16 protein-coding genes are annotated in these 14,515 nt (G+C 44.1%); 14 read left to right on the top strand and 2 right to left on the bottom strand.

Annotated features, from left to right (window positions below):
* Positions 1 to 63 precede the first annotated feature (63 nt).
* The 3 genes from HF992_RS02795 to gloA2 are packed head-to-tail and all read left to right on the top strand — an operon-like array spanning position 64 to position 3,340.
* The gene (locus HF992_RS02795) at positions 64 to 588 is read left to right on the top strand and encodes a hypothetical protein (RefSeq protein WP_168548537.1); all 525 of its coding nucleotides are present in this window, start codon (positions 64 to 66) and stop codon (positions 586 to 588) included.
* A 21-nt stretch (positions 589 to 609) separates the two neighbouring features.
* Positions 610 to 2,946: an FtsK/SpoIIIE family DNA translocase gene (locus tag HF992_RS02790; RefSeq protein WP_168548536.1), complete on the top strand. Its 2,337-nt coding sequence runs from the start codon at positions 610 to 612 to the stop codon at positions 2,944 to 2,946.
* Positions 2,947 to 2,953: 7 nt separating this feature from the next.
* The gene (gene gloA2, locus HF992_RS02785; protein WP_168548535.1) at positions 2,954 to 3,340 is read left to right on the top strand and encodes an SMU1112c/YaeR family gloxylase I-like metalloprotein; all 387 of its coding nucleotides are present in this window, start codon (positions 2,954 to 2,956) and stop codon (positions 3,338 to 3,340) included.
* A gap of 35 nt (positions 3,341 to 3,375) precedes the next feature.
* Here gloA2 and HF992_RS02780 read toward each other — a convergent pair whose 3' ends face one another.
* Positions 3,376 to 3,729, bottom strand: a complete 354-nt coding sequence (locus HF992_RS02780) for a DUF3397 family protein (RefSeq protein WP_168548534.1) — start codon at positions 3,727 to 3,729, stop codon at positions 3,376 to 3,378.
* Positions 3,730 to 4,049: 320 nt separating this feature from the next.
* On the opposite strand from HF992_RS02780, the gene rplK reads away from it, so the two are divergent.
* The 7 genes from rplK to cvfB all read left to right on the top strand — a co-directional run bounded on the left by rplK (position 4,050) and on the right by cvfB (position 9,349).
* Complete coding sequence (rplK, locus tag HF992_RS02775; protein WP_168548533.1) at positions 4,050 to 4,475, top strand: 50S ribosomal protein L11; 426 nt, start codon at positions 4,050 to 4,052, stop codon at positions 4,473 to 4,475.
* A gap of 47 nt (positions 4,476 to 4,522) precedes the next feature.
* On the top strand, positions 4,523 to 5,212 hold the full coding sequence (gene rplA, locus HF992_RS02770; protein ID WP_168548532.1) for a 50S ribosomal protein L1: 690 nt from the start codon (positions 4,523 to 4,525) through the stop codon (positions 5,210 to 5,212).
* A gap of 118 nt (positions 5,213 to 5,330) precedes the next feature.
* On the top strand, positions 5,331 to 5,519 hold the full coding sequence (locus tag HF992_RS02765; protein WP_168548531.1) for a hypothetical protein: 189 nt from the start codon (positions 5,331 to 5,333) through the stop codon (positions 5,517 to 5,519).
* Between the two features lie 115 nt (positions 5,520 to 5,634).
* Positions 5,635 to 7,008: an MATE family efflux transporter gene (locus HF992_RS02760; RefSeq protein WP_168548530.1), complete on the top strand. Its 1,374-nt coding sequence runs from the start codon at positions 5,635 to 5,637 to the stop codon at positions 7,006 to 7,008.
* Between the two features lie 104 nt (positions 7,009 to 7,112).
* The gene (pyrH, locus tag HF992_RS02755; RefSeq protein ID WP_168548529.1) at positions 7,113 to 7,838 is read left to right on the top strand and encodes a UMP kinase; all 726 of its coding nucleotides are present in this window, start codon (positions 7,113 to 7,115) and stop codon (positions 7,836 to 7,838) included.
* A gap of 23 nt (positions 7,839 to 7,861) precedes the next feature.
* Entirely contained in the window at positions 7,862 to 8,419 is a 558-nt protein-coding gene (frr, locus tag HF992_RS02750; protein WP_168548528.1) for a ribosome recycling factor, read from the top strand.
* Positions 8,420 to 8,491: 72 nt separating this feature from the next.
* Entirely contained in the window at positions 8,492 to 9,349 is an 858-nt protein-coding gene (gene cvfB, locus HF992_RS02745; RefSeq protein WP_168548527.1) for an RNA-binding virulence regulatory protein CvfB, read from the top strand.
* A 415-nt stretch (positions 9,350 to 9,764) separates the two neighbouring features.
* On the opposite strand, the gene HF992_RS02740 is transcribed toward cvfB, so the two are convergent.
* A complete protein-coding gene (locus HF992_RS02740; RefSeq protein WP_168548526.1) occupies positions 9,765 to 11,363 on the bottom strand; it encodes an ATP-binding cassette domain-containing protein in 1,599 nt (532 codons plus the stop codon).
* An 859-nt stretch (positions 11,364 to 12,222) separates the two neighbouring features.
* On the opposite strand from HF992_RS02740, the gene msrA reads away from it, so the two are divergent.
* The 4 genes from msrA (at position 12,223) to HF992_RS02720 (ending at position 14,515) form a co-directional block, all read left to right on the top strand.
* Positions 12,223 to 12,732 (top strand): peptide-methionine (S)-S-oxide reductase MsrA, encoded by a 510-nt coding sequence (gene msrA, locus HF992_RS02735; RefSeq protein WP_168548525.1) that lies wholly within the window; start codon positions 12,223 to 12,225, stop codon positions 12,730 to 12,732.
* Positions 12,729 to 12,944, top strand: coding sequence for a YozE family protein (locus HF992_RS02730; protein ID WP_168548524.1), 216 nt, complete (start codon positions 12,729 to 12,731; stop codon positions 12,942 to 12,944). Before msrA ends, HF992_RS02730 begins: the two co-directional genes overlap by 4 nt.
* A gap of 8 nt (positions 12,945 to 12,952) precedes the next feature.
* Positions 12,953 to 13,411, top strand: coding sequence for an HIT family protein (locus HF992_RS02725; protein WP_168548523.1), 459 nt, complete (start codon positions 12,953 to 12,955; stop codon positions 13,409 to 13,411).
* 66 nt (positions 13,412 to 13,477) lie between these two features.
* A complete protein-coding gene (locus HF992_RS02720) occupies positions 13,478 to 14,515 on the top strand; it encodes a PhoH family protein (protein ID WP_168548522.1) in 1,038 nt (345 codons plus the stop codon).

Below are 14,515 nucleotides of genomic sequence, written 5' to 3'. Positions count from 1 at the left end.
CCAGCTTCTTAACTGTGGTATAATGGAGAAATAAAATGTTGTTTGAAGGGACCTAATGCTGTCATGAATAAAAAAGAGCTCTATGCTGACTATCCTAACTTTCCTTATATTTCTGCTGGAAGAGAGGATTTAGATGAGCCAGGCTTTAAGCCGGTTCCACGAAAGAATATGGAAGATTTAGGAGATGGCTTGTTAGCTGGGGATATTATTCTCTTGTGGCGAGTTGCTTTTGGGACCTTCACAACAGAGAGTGTCATGCCTAAATACTTGGAATACACCTATGGGATCAATGGGGAGTCACATCTGCAACAGCTAGTAGGAAATGGTTATGTAGAGGTGGATTCAGCTTATGCTTCTTTGGTTCATATCAATGCAGCCAGCAAGAAGGCGATTTTGAAAGAAAAAGAAGTTAGAGGACTATCTAAGTTAAAGAGCTCGGAACTGGATTGTTGCCTGAAAACGGTCTTGACAGAAGAGGAATTAGGCCAATATTTCGCCGTTAGAGGCTATTCTTTGACTCCTAAAGGGCAGGAAACGCTGGTTGCTAACCAAGCAGTGATTGACCGGCATCCTAAGAAGAAATTTTAAGAGATACAGGAAAAAAGAAAAATGGCAAAGAAAAAAACAAGTCAAAAGGGCAAAACGACTCGCCGTCCTAGCAAGGCTGAGCAGGCCAGGCAAGCGGCGATTAATCGGATGATTTTTAGCTTGGTTTTGACTCTCCTATTGCTTTTTGCTGCGGCTCGTTTAGGAGCTGTTGGAGTTACTCTTTATAATCTGATTCGTCTGGTGGTAGGTAGCCTGGCTTATCTGGCCATCGCAGGCATCATTTTTTACCTTTTTGGGTTTAAATGGCTTCGTCAAAACAGGCATATTTTTTGGGGATTTCTCATTGCTTTTATAGGTTTAGCCTTAGGGTATCAGACCTTTTTTGCTCTAGAAAATGCTAAGGTGGATGCTTTATCTACTGCTCTCTCTCACTTGATGCGAGATTTAGGCCAGTTTAAGGTCACTTACTTTGTTGGAGGTGGTTTTCTGGGTGGGATTCTGCACCAGATTATAGCTGCGCTATTTACCAACATTGGAGCGATGATTTTTGCGATTTTGATGGTTGCAGGCGGAGGGCTTTTGATGAGTCCTTGGACCATTTATGATCTCGGACAGGGGATGATGGATAAATGGCAGAGCTACCAAATTTGGTTGGAGGAGCGATCGCAGGCGCGCAAGGAAAGAGCTGAGCAGGTGCTAGCTGAGACAGAACCTGATTTGCTGGAAATGGATGAACAAGAGGATAGATTTGCGGGGTCTATTGATCTGGAAACGGGAGAAATCCTGCCTTTTGGTAGAGAAGCAGATGTGCCAAACTCACCAGTTGCAATCAGCTTGGCTGGCGATGAAGAAGTCTGGTCTGAGGCAGATGAAAGCATTGATGAGCCAATGTTTCCCCAATCTGGTCTGTCTGATGAGGGTGACAATCCCAATGCGGATGACGAGGAAGTTGTCGTGGATTTCAAACCCAAAGAGAGACTCCAATACCGCCTTCCAAGCCTAGATCTTCTAGCTCCTGTCAAACCTAAAAATCAGCTAGGAGAAAAGAAAATTGTCCGAGACAATATCCGTAAACTGGAGCAGGCCTTTGACAGTTTTGGCATCAAAGCAACGGTGGAGCGAGCTGAGATAGGCCCTTCGGTGACCAAGTACGAAGTAAAACCAGCAACAGGTGTTCGTGTTAACCGTATTGCCAATCTCTCAGATGATTTGGCTCTGGCTTTGGCAGCTAAGGATGTCCGTATTGAAGCGCCTATACCTGGTAAGTCCCTGATCGGGATTGAAGTGCCCAATTCAGAAATTGCTACAGTAGGATTTCGAGAACTCTGGGAGCAGGCACAAACAGACCCTGAAAATCTCCTAGAAATTCCACTCGGGAAGGCCGTTAATGGTTCTGTTAAATCGTTTAATCTGGCTAGAATGCCTCACCTTTTGGTGGCTGGGTCAACAGGTTCAGGGAAATCGGTTGCGGTCAACGGCATTATTGCCAGCATTTTGATGAAGGCGAGGCCAGATGAAGTTAAATTCATGATGGTTGACCCTAAGATGGTTGAACTCTCTGTTTATAATGATATTCCTCATCTGTTGATTCCTGTTGTGACGAATCCCCGTAAGGCTAGCCGTGCCTTGCAAAAGGTTGTTGACGAGATGGAAAACCGCTATGAACTCTTCAGCCGGTTTGGGGTTCGCAACATCGCTGGCTACAATGCCAAGGTAGCTGAATGGAATCGTCAGTCGGACGAAAAGCATATTCCATTATCGCTTATTGTGGTGATTGTAGACGAGTTGGCTGACCTCATGATGGTTGCTAGTAAGGAAGTGGAAGATTCTATTATCCGGATAGGGCAGAAGGCACGTGCAGCAGGGATTCATATGATTCTTGCGACTCAGCGCCCGTCGGTTAATGTCATTAGTGGCTTGATTAAGGCCAATGTGCCTAGCCGAATTGCTTTTGCGGTTTCTAGTGGGACAGACTCTCGGACCATCTTGGATGAAAATGGTGCCGAAAAATTACTGGGACGAGGTGATATGCTCTTTAAACCGATTGATGAGAATCACTCCAGCCGTCTTCAGGGCTCCTTCATTTCAGATCAAGAGGTGGAAGACATTGTCACCTTTATTAAGACTCAGGCTGAAGCCGACTATGATGAGGCTTTTGATCCTGGTGAAGTTAGTGATCAGGAGAGCTCTTCTAGTGACGGAGGGGAAGGGGATCCGCTCTTTGAAGAAGCAAAGGCATTGGTAATCGAAACCCAGAAAGCATCAGCATCGATGATCCAACGGCGTTTGTCGGTAGGGTTTAACCGTGCGACTCGCCTCATGGAAGATTTGGAGGCTGCTGGTGTCATTGGGCCTGCTGAAGGGACTAAGCCAAGAAAAGTATTACAACAAGGATAAGTAGTAGATGAAATTGGACCAGGTACACCATGTTGCCATCATCGGCAAAGACTATGAGAAAACCTATCACTTTTACTGTGATTTGCTGGGATTTGAAGTGGTTTCTGAGCATGTTCGGCCAGAAAAGGGAGACAGGATTGTCAATGTGCGGCAAGGCAATTTAATTCTGGAAATCTTTATCAAGCCTGATGCGCCGATTAGACCAAGTCTGCCCCATCCAGAACACACTGGACTAAGGCATTTGGCCTTTCGTGTAGATTCTGTGGAGGCGTGTTTGGCTGAGTTTGATCGCTTAGGCATCCCTCACCAAGGCCTGCGCTATGATGATTTTGATGGGAAGAAGATGGCCTTCTTCTTTGATCCTGATGGATTGCCCTTGGAGATTCACGAATAGGGCTCTGCTATGTTCAAAAGAAAAAGCCTGGTCGACTAGACCAAGGCAAGAAGGTAGATCACTAGGGCCAAGTAAAAGAGGAAAGTGAACAGGAAGCTTAAGCGCCAGAAGAGTTTAAAAATCCGACGGTAGCTGAAGCTTTTTTTGACTCGGAAAAAATAGAAGGTCACGCCGAGTAAGAGTAGGGATAGTAGCAGACCATAGAGCGGGAGAAGGCTATGGACGAAGGTTTGACTGCTGACGATGAAGATGGCAAAGGCATAAAGAGGCAGAGCCACATCTGCCACATTGAGTGATTTATAGCGCCAACGAAGAATACTGGTTAAAACAACGGCTAGCAGCAAGGCGAGAATCAAAAACAATACAGAACTAATTTTTAAGAACATCATATCTTTATTTTAAAGGAAAAAGTTCTGTTTGTAAACTTGAAAGAGGAAATTCAACTTTAGAAAATACGATTGCGCAGGAAGCGTTTAGACACCTCAATCTTGTTAGTTTGAAACGATTCTGAGGCAAGGAGTTGGTGTGTCTCAGCTAATCTCCGATATTGGAGCTAACTATTTCGTCAAGGAAGAAACTGGTCAAAAAATAGTAAAAATCATTGCAATTTCCATTAATTAGTGTATAATAGAAAAGTATGCTTGTCATACTTGTGGGAGGTAAAAATCTTTTAATTACCGCCAAAACCACAATAGGAGGATTTTATATCATGGCTAAGAAAGTCGAAAAACTTGTAAAATTGCAAATCCCTGCAGGTAAAGCTACTCCAGCTCCACCAGTTGGTCCTGCGCTTGGTCAAGCCGGTATCAACATCATGGGATTCACGAAAGAGTTTAACGCTCGTACAGCTGATCAAGCTGGCTTGATCATCCCAGTTGTTATCTCTGTGTATGAAGATAAATCATTCACCTTCATCACTAAAACACCTCCAGCTGCTGTTCTCTTGAAGAAAGCCGCAGGTGTTGAAAAAGGTTCAGGTACACCAAACAAGACAAAAGTTGCTTCAGTAACTCGTGCGCAAGTACAACAAATTGCTGAAACTAAGATGCCTGACTTGAACGCTGCAGATTTAGATGCTGCTGTGCGTATGATTGAGGGGACTGCTCGTTCTATGGGCTTCACTGTTACTGACTAATTCAGACGGAACCCTATTGATTTAACAGATTACAAGGAGAAGAACAAATGGCTAAAAAAAGCAAACAATTGCGTGCTGCTCTTGAAAAAATCGACAGCACAAAGGCTTACAGTGTAGAAGAGGCTGTAGCGCTCGCAAAAGAAACGAACTTCGCAAAATTTGATGCAACTGTAGAGGTTGCTTACAACTTGAATATCGATGTGCGTAAGGCTGACCAACAGATCCGCGGTGCAATGGTATTGCCAAACGGTACTGGTAAGACATCTCGCGTTTTGGTATTTGCACGTGGCGCAAAAGCTGCAGAAGCTAAAGCGGCTGGTGCAGATTTTGTTGGTGAAGATGACTTGGTTCAAAAAATCCAAGGTGGTTGGTTAGATTTTGACGTGGTAATCGCAACACCAGATATGATGGCACTTGTTGGTCGTCTTGGTCGTGTCCTTGGTCCACGTAACCTTATGCCAAACCCTAAAACCGGTACTGTAACTATGGATGTTGCTAAAGCCGTTGAAGAGTCTAAAGGTGGTAAAATCACTTACCGTGCTGACAAGGCTGGTATCGTTCAGGCGGTTATCGGTAAAGTATCGTTCGATGCAGACAAATTGGCTGAGAACTTCAAGGCATTCCACGATGTCATTTTGAAGGCTAAACCAGCAACTGCAAAAGGAACTTACATTACAAGCCTTAACATCACAACCACTCAAGGTGTGGGGATCAAGGTTGACACCAACTCATTCTAATGAGAAAATAGGACAAACTCAGCTATGTTATGGTAGCTGAGTTTTGGTTTTTGCTTCCTCAAAGGCAAGAATTGTGCTATACTATTCTTATCTTAGGAAGTTTTGGGAGGTTTGGCTTATGAAGCTATCTATGGTTGCTTTTTTGAAAGCACATTTCCTGACGATTTCAACCCTGTTGGTGACGAGTTTGCTGGTTCCTGCAGAAGGCCTTATGATGAGTATCCAGTTGTGGATTATTCTACCGCTAGCCTTACTCTTCTGGCTGTTTAGTAGTGTTGTTTACTTGAGTCAGCGTTCCTTATTTTAAGAGCTACTTCCTACATGTTTATACGAATTAAGAGAGATTCAGATTGGGCTCTCTTTTTCTTTTTTGGTATAATAGAACACTGAGAAATAGAAAATGTTAACCTTATGGAGGATTTATGAAAACCGAAGAAAACCCTTTTGGCTATCGGCCGATTGCTCAACTCCTAAGGCAGTTAGCGATTCCAGCTATTGTAGCTAATCTAGTCAATGCCTTGTATAATATTGTGGATCAGATTTTTATTGGGCAGGGGGTTGGATTTTTAGGAAATGCAGCGACTAATGTCGCCTTTCCTATGACCACGATTTGCCTGTCACTGGGATTAATGGTAGGGATTGGTGCGGCCTCAAAGTTTAATCTGGAGTTGGGACGAAAGAATCCTTTGTTGGCACGTAAGGCTGTTGGGACAGCAGCAGTTTCTCTAGTGTTAATAGGCCTTGTTTTGTGCCTAGTTATCCGCATCTTTCTTGAGGACTTGCTGGTGGCTTTTGGGGCGACAGATGCGATTTTGGATTACGCTAAGACTTACACGGGCATCACTAGTCTGGGGATTCCTTTTTTGCTCTTCTCACTTGGGACAAATCCTTTGGTTCGGGCAGATGGGGCGGCTAAGTATTCGATGGTTGCCATTATTATCGGAGCAGTTCTCAATACTGTGATGGATGCTTTATTCATTCTTGGATTTGGTTGGGGAATAGCGGGAGCTGCTTGGGCGACGGTTATCAGCCAAATGGTTTCAGGCCTTGTCTTGATGGCTTACTTTAGGCGCTTTAGGTCCATTTCGTTTGAACTTGCAGATTTTTATCCAAATTGGCGGATGCTTCTGACCATTTGTTCACTGGGAGTAGCTTCTTTTATCTTTCAGTCCTCCAATGTTTTGGTACAGATTGTGACGAACAATGCTTTGAAAATCTACGGAGCATCTTCCCCTTATGGGGCAGAGATTCCAATTGCAGTCGCAGGAATCGTTGCTAAAGTTAATGTGATTTTCATCGCTGTTGTCATAGGCATTGTCCAAGGTTCTCAACCGATTTTGAGTTTCAATTATGGAGCTAGAGCCTACGGTCGTGTTCAGGAAACGATTCGTGTGGCTCTAAAAGCGGTGGGTTTGTTTTCGTTGGTTTGCTGGATTGGGTTTGAACTATTTCCGAAACAAATCTTGGATCTTTTCGGTACCGGGGATGCGCTGTATATCAGCTTTGGTGTTCGCTATATGCGTCTCTTTTTTCTCTTTGCGATTATCAATGGCATTCAGATTTTTTCAGCCACCTTCTTTCCGTCAATCGGAAAGCCTAAACTAGGGGCAATTATTTCGTTGGTCAAGCAGTTGGGCTTGATCATTCCCCTAGTGCTTGTCCTTCCGATGGTTTTTGGGGTGGAAGGCTTGGTCTTCGCCATACCTGTTGCTGATCTGGGATCCTTTTTCTTAGCGGTATACCTCTTGTGGCGTCAGTATCGGTTGTTGGAGGTTTATAAGAGTCCCTTGGTGTGATTCAAGCGTATTCTTGTAGAAATTATCTGTTAAAAATAAAGGCAATGGCTACAAAAAATCCGCATTTTATGGTAGAATGATAAAGATAAAAAAAGGAGAGTAACATGGTTCGACCTAAATATAGACGTGTATTAATCAAGTTATCCGGTGAAGCTTTGGCAGGTGAAAAAGGTGTCGGTATTGATATTCCAACTGTTCAGAAAATTGCTAGAGAGATCGAAGAAGTACATGATACTGGTGTAGAGATTGCCCTAGTCATTGGTGGAGGAAATCTATGGCGTGGTGAGCCAGCAGCAGAAGCTGGAATGGATCGCGTTCAGGCAGACTACACTGGTATGCTTGGGACGGTGATGAACGCCTTGGTGATGGCGGATTGCCTCAATAAAGTAGGGGTAGACACCCGTGTCCAGACAGCAATCGCTATGCACCAAGTGGCAGAGCCATATGTAAGAGGGCGTGCCCTTCGTCATTTGGAAAAGAATAGAATCGTCATCTTTGCAGCGGGAACAGGGTCACCTTACTTTTCAACGGATTCAACCGCAGCCCTTAGAGCGGCAGAAATTGATGCAGAAGCTATCCTAATGGCAAAAAATGGCGTAGATGGTGTTTACAATGCGGATCCGAAAAAGGATCCTAATGCGGTGAAATTCTCAGAGCTAACCCATGTTGAAGTGATCCATAAAGGTTTGAAAATCATGGATTCAACCGCAGCCACTTTGTCTATGGATAATGATATTGACCTTGTCGTCTTTAATATGAACGAACCAGGAAATATTAAAAAAGTTGTCCTCGGTGAGCCGATTGGTACAACCGTCTCTAATAAAAAATAAAGAAAAAGAAAGCAGGTCTTACTATGGCAAATGCTATTGTTGAAAAAGCTAAAGAAAGAATGACTCAGTCTCATCAAAGTTTAGCCCGTGAATTTGGTCATATCCGTGCTGGTCGTGCCAATGCTAGTCTCTTAGACCGTATTTCAGTTGAGTATTACGGTGTGGATACGCCGCTTAACCAGATTGCGTCTATCACGATTCCAGAAGCGCGTGTGCTTTTGGTATCGCCTTTTGATAAAGGGTCCCTCAAAGATATCGAGCGTGCGATCAACGCTTCTGATTTAGGAATCACTCCGTCTTCTGACGGTTCTGTTATTCGCTTGGTTATTCCTGCCTTGACGGAGGAAACCCGTAAGGAATTAGCCAAAGAAGTGAAAAAGGTTGGCGAGAACGCCAAAATTGCTATCCGCAATATTCGCCGTGATGCTATGGATGAAGCCAAGAAACAAGAAAAGGCTAAGGAAATCACTGAAGATGATTTGAAGGGCTTGGAGAAAGATATCCAAAAAGTCACTGATGATGCTATCAAGCACATTGATGACATGACAGCTAACAAAGAAAAAGAATTACTAGAAGTTTAATGTGCGAGGGGAGACAGGAGAACCAAGGACTGGTCAAGACCTGTCTGCCCTTTTTAAGAAAGGAGGTCGCAGATGACGACACTGCAAGCGAGTTATATCACAGGTTTGATCATCGATGAGAACGATAACTACTACTTTGTCCAAAAAGAAGGCCAGACCTTGGCGTTAGAGAAGTTAGAAGGCGATCATGAAGTCGGTGATATGGTTACCGGTTTTGCTTATACCGATATGAAGCAAAAGCTGCGCTTGACGACACTTGAGGTCAAAGCAGATCGCGACCATTTTGGCTGGGGTGTGGTGACTGATGTTCGGAAGGATTTAGGCGTTTTTGTCGATACAGGTCTACCTGACAAACAAGTGGTGATTTCTCTCGATATTTTGCCAGAAATCAAGGACCTCTGGCCTAAAAAAGGCGATCAGCTCTATGTCAAGCTTGATGTGGATAAGAAAGACCGAATCTGGGGAATACCAGCAGATCCTGAAGTCTTTCAAAGGTTGGCGGGCCCTGCCTATGACAATATGCAAAACCAGCAGTTGCGAGCTATTGTTTACCGCTTGAAACTGTCAGGCACCTTTGTTTACCTGCCAGACAATAACATGCTGGGCTTTATCCATCCGAGCGAGCGCTTCTCAGAACCACGTCTGGGGCAGGTTTTGGAGGCTCGAGTTATTGGTTACCGAGCTGTGGATCGGACCCTTAATCTGTCTCTCAAGCCACGCTCTTTTGAGATGTTGGACAATGACGGCCAAATGATTTTGGCCTATCTGGAAGCCCAAGGTGGCTTTATGACCTTAAATGACAAATCCTCCCCAGAAGAGATCAAAGCAACCTTTGGGATTTCCAAGGGGCAATTCAAAAAGGCCCTGGGAGGCCTCATGAAAGCAGGCAAAATCAAACAAGATAGCCTGGGAACAGAAAAAATTGGCTAATACTTTTGTCCATTAAAATCGGGTAGTCTCATACAATAGACGTATGCAGAAAATTCAGTTAAAAAGTTATTGTTTAGATAACGTTTAAGGCATATTACCAGTGAAATGGATCCATTTTGGACTAAAACCAACTTCTTTTCAAGAACATTTTTGAAAAATATAACTCGAAAAGGGGGGTATACAGTTTTTCCATGAGTTTGTCAGGAAGAGTGTCAACTCTGAGCAGGTGTGAAGCTAACTAGCCTATCCCTGCTTTGGAAGTATTATCTGCGGATTGTTGCTCTGTCCTAATCTGATTTTGAATTATTGAGCGTTCAATCGCCAACTGTCGACAGATTGGTCGCTGGGACAGGTTAAAAAAGTCTTCAAACCTTGACTTTAGATCTTAGGTTTGAAGACTTTTTGTTTCTAATGTTTAGTGAGTTGACGCGGGAAAAGCAACGACCTGATCGCATTGAGCTCTTGTTTCAGGGCTTAAGTGATGGGTGATAATCACGAGGGTTTTGTTCATGGTCAGAAGGGTGTTTTCGATTTTCTGGCGAAGGTTGGGCTCAAGGGCTGATGTGGCTTCATCTAAAAGCAGTATGGGCTTGTTAGCCAGAATAGCTCGGGCTAGACAGAGCCGTTGAGCTTGCCCTCCTGAGAGAGTTTTTGGATGGATCCAGCTATTGAGACCGTCCTCTTGCTGGTTAAACCAGTCCATCAGCTCTAATTTTTCTAAAACACTGTTAATAATTTGATCAGCTATTGAAACTCCCAAGGTCAGATTATAGCGCAAGCTATCTTCAAACAAGTAGGCCTCCTGAGGAACGATGCTGATTAGGTCTTGTAAACTAGTCCTTTGAAGCTCATCGTAATCCCAATGATCTAGCAGAATCTGCCCACTTTGGAGATTTTTCTCCTTGAGGAGGGCTGCTAACAAACTTGATTTTCCACTACCAGAGGGACCAATGATAGCTAACTTGTGCCCACGTGCAATGGTCAAATCTGGCAGAGAAAGACAGGTTTGATCATTCCAAGAGACTTTAACGTCTCTGAGGCTTAATGTTTGGTTGAACTGTGCTCTTTGAGGGGCTGCATCTTTTGACAATTCCAAGCTTTGCCATTTGTCAAAGATAAGGCGACAATTTTTTAACTCCGCATAATTGGCAAAAAAACCTGTTAAACTAGGAAAGACAATAGAAGCGAAATAAGGGGCGCTCGTGACACTGCCCAAGGGGACTAGCTTTAGGCTGTAGAGGAAGCCAGCTTGCGCAATGATAGCAATCTGGCTAATAAAACTGACACCGTTTTGAGTCGCCATCATGTTACCGAAGGTTTTGGCATAGGCAATTTTGCTGTGGGCGTAGTTATCAGCGCTATCCAGGATTTTCGTCTCTAAGTGATCCAAGCGATTGGCATTTAAAAGCAGTCGAAAACCACCCAGGCGGTTATGGATTTCCTGAATCAGAGCTTCGTTTTTTTGGGTAAAGGCTAGAGCGCGTTGATTGAGCGTTGCGCTAAAAAGTTTGGGCGCTAAGGCCATTAGACCAGCAAAGATGGTCAATGTTAGTAAGAAGCTGGGATGATAGGTAACCAGAGTCACAATTCCCAAAAGGATATTGAAGGCTTGGCTCAACATGAGTTCGAGAACCTCAAAGCCCATATCGTTGATGGTCTCTATATCGTAGGTTAGCCAAGAGGTATAGGCTTCTTGGCTCTGCTTGCGGAATTGGGCCAAATCCACTTGAGCTAAACGTCTGGTAATATCAGAACGCATTAGCTGGTCCATGTCTTGGATGGCCTTTTCCTTGGCAGGGGTAATGTAGTTGATTTGCAGAATCCAAATCAAGTTAACAGCCAGTTGGATGCCACACCAAAATAGAAAGGTCTGGACATCTAAAGTGACAAGGCTGGTGAGAGCCTGGGCATTGGCTAGTCCATTTCCCAAAAGGCAAAGGGAATTGACGGTAATCCAAAAAAGGACCAAAGCAGCTTGCTTGCGACAGCGTAAAATATAATTTGTCAGGGACATTGTTTTCCTTTCTTAGAGGAGGAGCTACTCCTCTCAAACGGCCAAATCGGCAGGGCGAGGAAAACAAGATTACCCGTTCTTAGTGAGGAGTAACCTGCCTTCCTAGGGACATGAAATGTTTAGTTAGTCTTTTTAGCATAGATGAGTCCTCACTTTCGTTTGTAATGGTAACTAGTATATCATTTAAAAAAAGGTTTGACAAGGCAAGATGAGTGATTTGGCACACCCTATGCATGTGTTTTTGTAAACTCTAAAAAGGTTGGATTTAGTCGAAAAGTTATCCGTTTTACGAGTGTTTTATTAACGGTCATCCTGAAAGCTGAACGATCTTCATGGGCCTAGCGTGGCTGATTTCGGGATAAAGCGTTATTTTTATGTGGCGGGTTCTTGGTCATAATACTCTTGTCCCACAGCTGTGATTGGTTATTAGTATTTTTTATGCCCTTGTAACGTACGAAAAAGTAGGGATTATGGGCATGGCCTCACTGGCGCGATGTCAGGAAGCTATCGTTAACTTGATGGAAGACTATCGTGTGGTATATAACGTCGTAGCTCAAAGAATGCGTTAGAGAAATGCGTTTTTACATGAGGAATCAGGGACTCTAAAAAGATGTTTGGATGCGTCAAACATGCGGTTTCCTCAGGTTTCTCTGGGGTATTATTTCAAACCAAGATACTATAGGAATTGGCTGAGTTGGAAAAGCGATTCTATTTCTAATCCTATATCTGCCTGCTAAGTCCCAAAAGCGGTGAATGGTATAAGAACTGAGTTTCAAATCTGTCATAACCTCACCTACTTATAGACGGAACGCTTGGAGGGTGATATAATACTAGATAAAAGATTAGGGAGGTATTGCGAATGGAACGCGCTATTTTTGCTGGAGGGTGTTTTTGGTGTATGGTTAAGCCCTTTGAGGAGATGGATGGTGTAGCCTCAGTCTTGTCGGGATATACTGCGGGGCATGTGGCAAACCCTACCTATGAGCAGGTATGTTCTGGCACAACAGGACACACGGAAGCTGTTGAGATTATCTATGATCCAGAAAAGCTGACCTATCAACAATTGGTTGAGATTTACTGGGCTCAGACGGATCCGACGGATGCCTTTGGTCAGTTCGAAGACCGCGGGGACAACTATCGACCGGTGATTTTTTACACGACAGAAGCTCAAAGGGAAATAGCAGAGCAGTCTAAGGCGGCCTTGCAGGCATCAGGACGATTTGCACGTCCGATTGTTACGACGATTGAGCCAGCTCAGCCTTTCTATCCAGCAGAAGACTACCACCAGGCCTTTTACCGTAAAAATCCAGAACGTTATGCCCTGAGCAGTCGTATCAGACATGCCTTTTTAGAGAGGAATTGGTCGTGAGAAAATCCTTTTATACCTGGTTGATGACCCAGCGAAATCCCAAGTCTAACCAACCAGTCGCTATCCTAGCTGATCTAGCCTTTGAAGATTCAACCTTCCCCAAGCACACCGATGACTTTGAAGTCATTAGCCGCTATCTGGAAGATCAAGCCAGTTTTTCCTTTAATTTAGGTGACTTTGACCGTATTTGGGAAGAGTATTTAGCGCATTAGGAGAAGCTATGTGTTTAATTTGTGATCGAATTGAAGCCATTCAAAAAGGGGAAAATCCTTACTTTGTGGCAGAGCTTGAAACTGGATATGTTGTGATTGGAGACCACCAATATTTCAAAGGGTACACGCTTTTTCTGAGTAAGGAGCATGTGACGGAACTGCACTTTTTAGAGAAGGAAGTCAGAAATCAACATTTGATTGAAATGGCTGATGTGGCAGAAGCCGTAGCACGTGCCTTTGATGCCCAGAAAATGAATATAGAATCGCTGGGAAATGGGGATCCCCACCTGCATTGGCACCTATTCCCGCGTCAAGAAGGGGATTTAAAAGATTATGGTCATAACGGAAGAGGACCTGTCTGGTGGCTACCCTTTGATGAAATGATGAGTGAGCACCAGGTTGCCTCTGGACAGACATTAGAAGAGATGAAGAATCGATTAGCTCATTATTTAGAGAAGTTTAAGTAAGAGCCAATCACGCTTGGCCGTGATTTTCTGGTATAATAGAGGTAATTTAGAATAAGGAGTTTTGCCTTGCAAAAACACACGATTGATATTCCCCTCAAGCACCCAGATGATGTGATGGCCTTATTTGGCACCAATGAACGTCACCTGAAACGATTAGAACAAGAATTTGATGTGGCCATTCATGCGCGGACAGAGATTGTTCAGGTCATTGGCCAAGAAGCGGATGTTGAACTGACCAGAATGGTTATCCAGTCCCTTTTGGTCTTGGTTGGACGCGGTCTTCTGATTAACACTTCAGATGTCGTGACCGCAATTAATATGGCTCGAAATGATGAGATTAACAAGTTTGTTGCCCTTTACGAAGAAGAAATCATCAAGGATAACTACGGGAAGCCCATTCGGGTTAAAACGCTAGGGCAGAAGGTCTATGTGGATAGTGTTAAACATCATGATGTTGTCTTTGGGATTGGTCCAGCAGGGACTGGGAAGACCTTTTTAGCAGTGACCTTGGCTGTGACTGCCCTCAAGCGCGGTCAAGCCAAACGGATTATTCTCACACGTCCAGCAGTAGAAGCAGGAGAAAGCCTTGGTTTCTTGCCGGGAGATTTGAAAGAAAAGGTTGATCCTTACTTGCGCCCGGTCTACGATGCGCTTTACCAGATTTTAGGCAAGGAACAGACGACGCGCCTTATGGAGCGCGAAATCATTGAGATAGCTCCCTTAGCCTACATGCGTGGTCGAACCTTGGATGATGCTTTCGTCATTTTGGATGAGGCGCAAAACACGACCATTATGCAGATGAAGATGTTCTTGACCCGTCTTGGTTTTAATTCCAAGATGATCGTCAATGGCGATATTAGCCAGATCGACTTGCCTCGTCAGGTCAAGTCTGGCTTGATTGATGCGGCACAGAAATTGCAGCATATCTCCCAGATTGATTTTGTCTATCTCTCAGCCAAGGATGTGGTACGCCACCCTGTTGTGGCAGAAATTATCAATGCTTATGAAGGTGCGATAGAAACCGAGCAGGGTTCTACTCGTGGAAAGCATAGAGAATTAGCCAGCGATGAAAGAACCGAAGAGTCTGCTGAGAGTAAAAAGTAG

Origin of the sequence: Streptococcus ovuberis, from assembly GCF_012396585.1 — a bacterium.
GTDB classification, from domain to species: domain Bacteria; phylum Bacillota; class Bacilli; order Lactobacillales; family Streptococcaceae; genus Streptococcus; species Streptococcus ovuberis.
Note: the sequence above shows the minus strand (reverse complement) of the source record. Positions and strands in the feature narration are given on the sequence as shown.

Bases quoted from the DNA above. Each gene is read 5' to 3' on its own strand.
- pyrH (WP_168548529.1), top strand. From the start codon at position 7,113: ATGGTTCGACCTAAATATAGACGTGTATTAATCAAGTTATCCGGTGAA.
- HF992_RS02765 (WP_168548531.1), top strand. From the start codon at position 5,331: ATGAAGCTATCTATGGTTGCTTTTTTGAAAGCACATTTCCTGACGATT.
- HF992_RS02740 (WP_168548526.1), bottom strand. From the start codon at position 11,363: ATGTCCCTGACAAATTATATTTTACGCTGTCGCAAGCAAGCTGCTTTG.
- HF992_RS02780 (WP_168548534.1), bottom strand. From the start codon at position 3,729: ATGATGTTCTTAAAAATTAGTTCTGTATTGTTTTTGATTCTCGCCTTG.
- gloA2 (WP_168548535.1), top strand. From the start codon at position 2,954: ATGAAATTGGACCAGGTACACCATGTTGCCATCATCGGCAAAGACTAT.
- msrA (WP_168548525.1), top strand. From the start codon at position 12,223: ATGGAACGCGCTATTTTTGCTGGAGGGTGTTTTTGGTGTATGGTTAAG.
- HF992_RS02795 (WP_168548537.1), top strand. From the start codon at position 64: ATGAATAAAAAAGAGCTCTATGCTGACTATCCTAACTTTCCTTATATT.
- HF992_RS02760 (WP_168548530.1), top strand. From the start codon at position 5,635: ATGAAAACCGAAGAAAACCCTTTTGGCTATCGGCCGATTGCTCAACTC.
- frr (WP_168548528.1), top strand. From the start codon at position 7,862: ATGGCAAATGCTATTGTTGAAAAAGCTAAAGAAAGAATGACTCAGTCT.
- HF992_RS02725 (WP_168548523.1), top strand. From the start codon at position 12,953: ATGTGTTTAATTTGTGATCGAATTGAAGCCATTCAAAAAGGGGAAAAT.
- rplK (WP_168548533.1), top strand. From the start codon at position 4,050: ATGGCTAAGAAAGTCGAAAAACTTGTAAAATTGCAAATCCCTGCAGGT.
- cvfB (WP_168548527.1), top strand. From the start codon at position 8,492: ATGACGACACTGCAAGCGAGTTATATCACAGGTTTGATCATCGATGAG.
- HF992_RS02790 (WP_168548536.1), top strand. From the start codon at position 610: ATGGCAAAGAAAAAAACAAGTCAAAAGGGCAAAACGACTCGCCGTCCT.
- rplA (WP_168548532.1), top strand. From the start codon at position 4,523: ATGGCTAAAAAAAGCAAACAATTGCGTGCTGCTCTTGAAAAAATCGAC.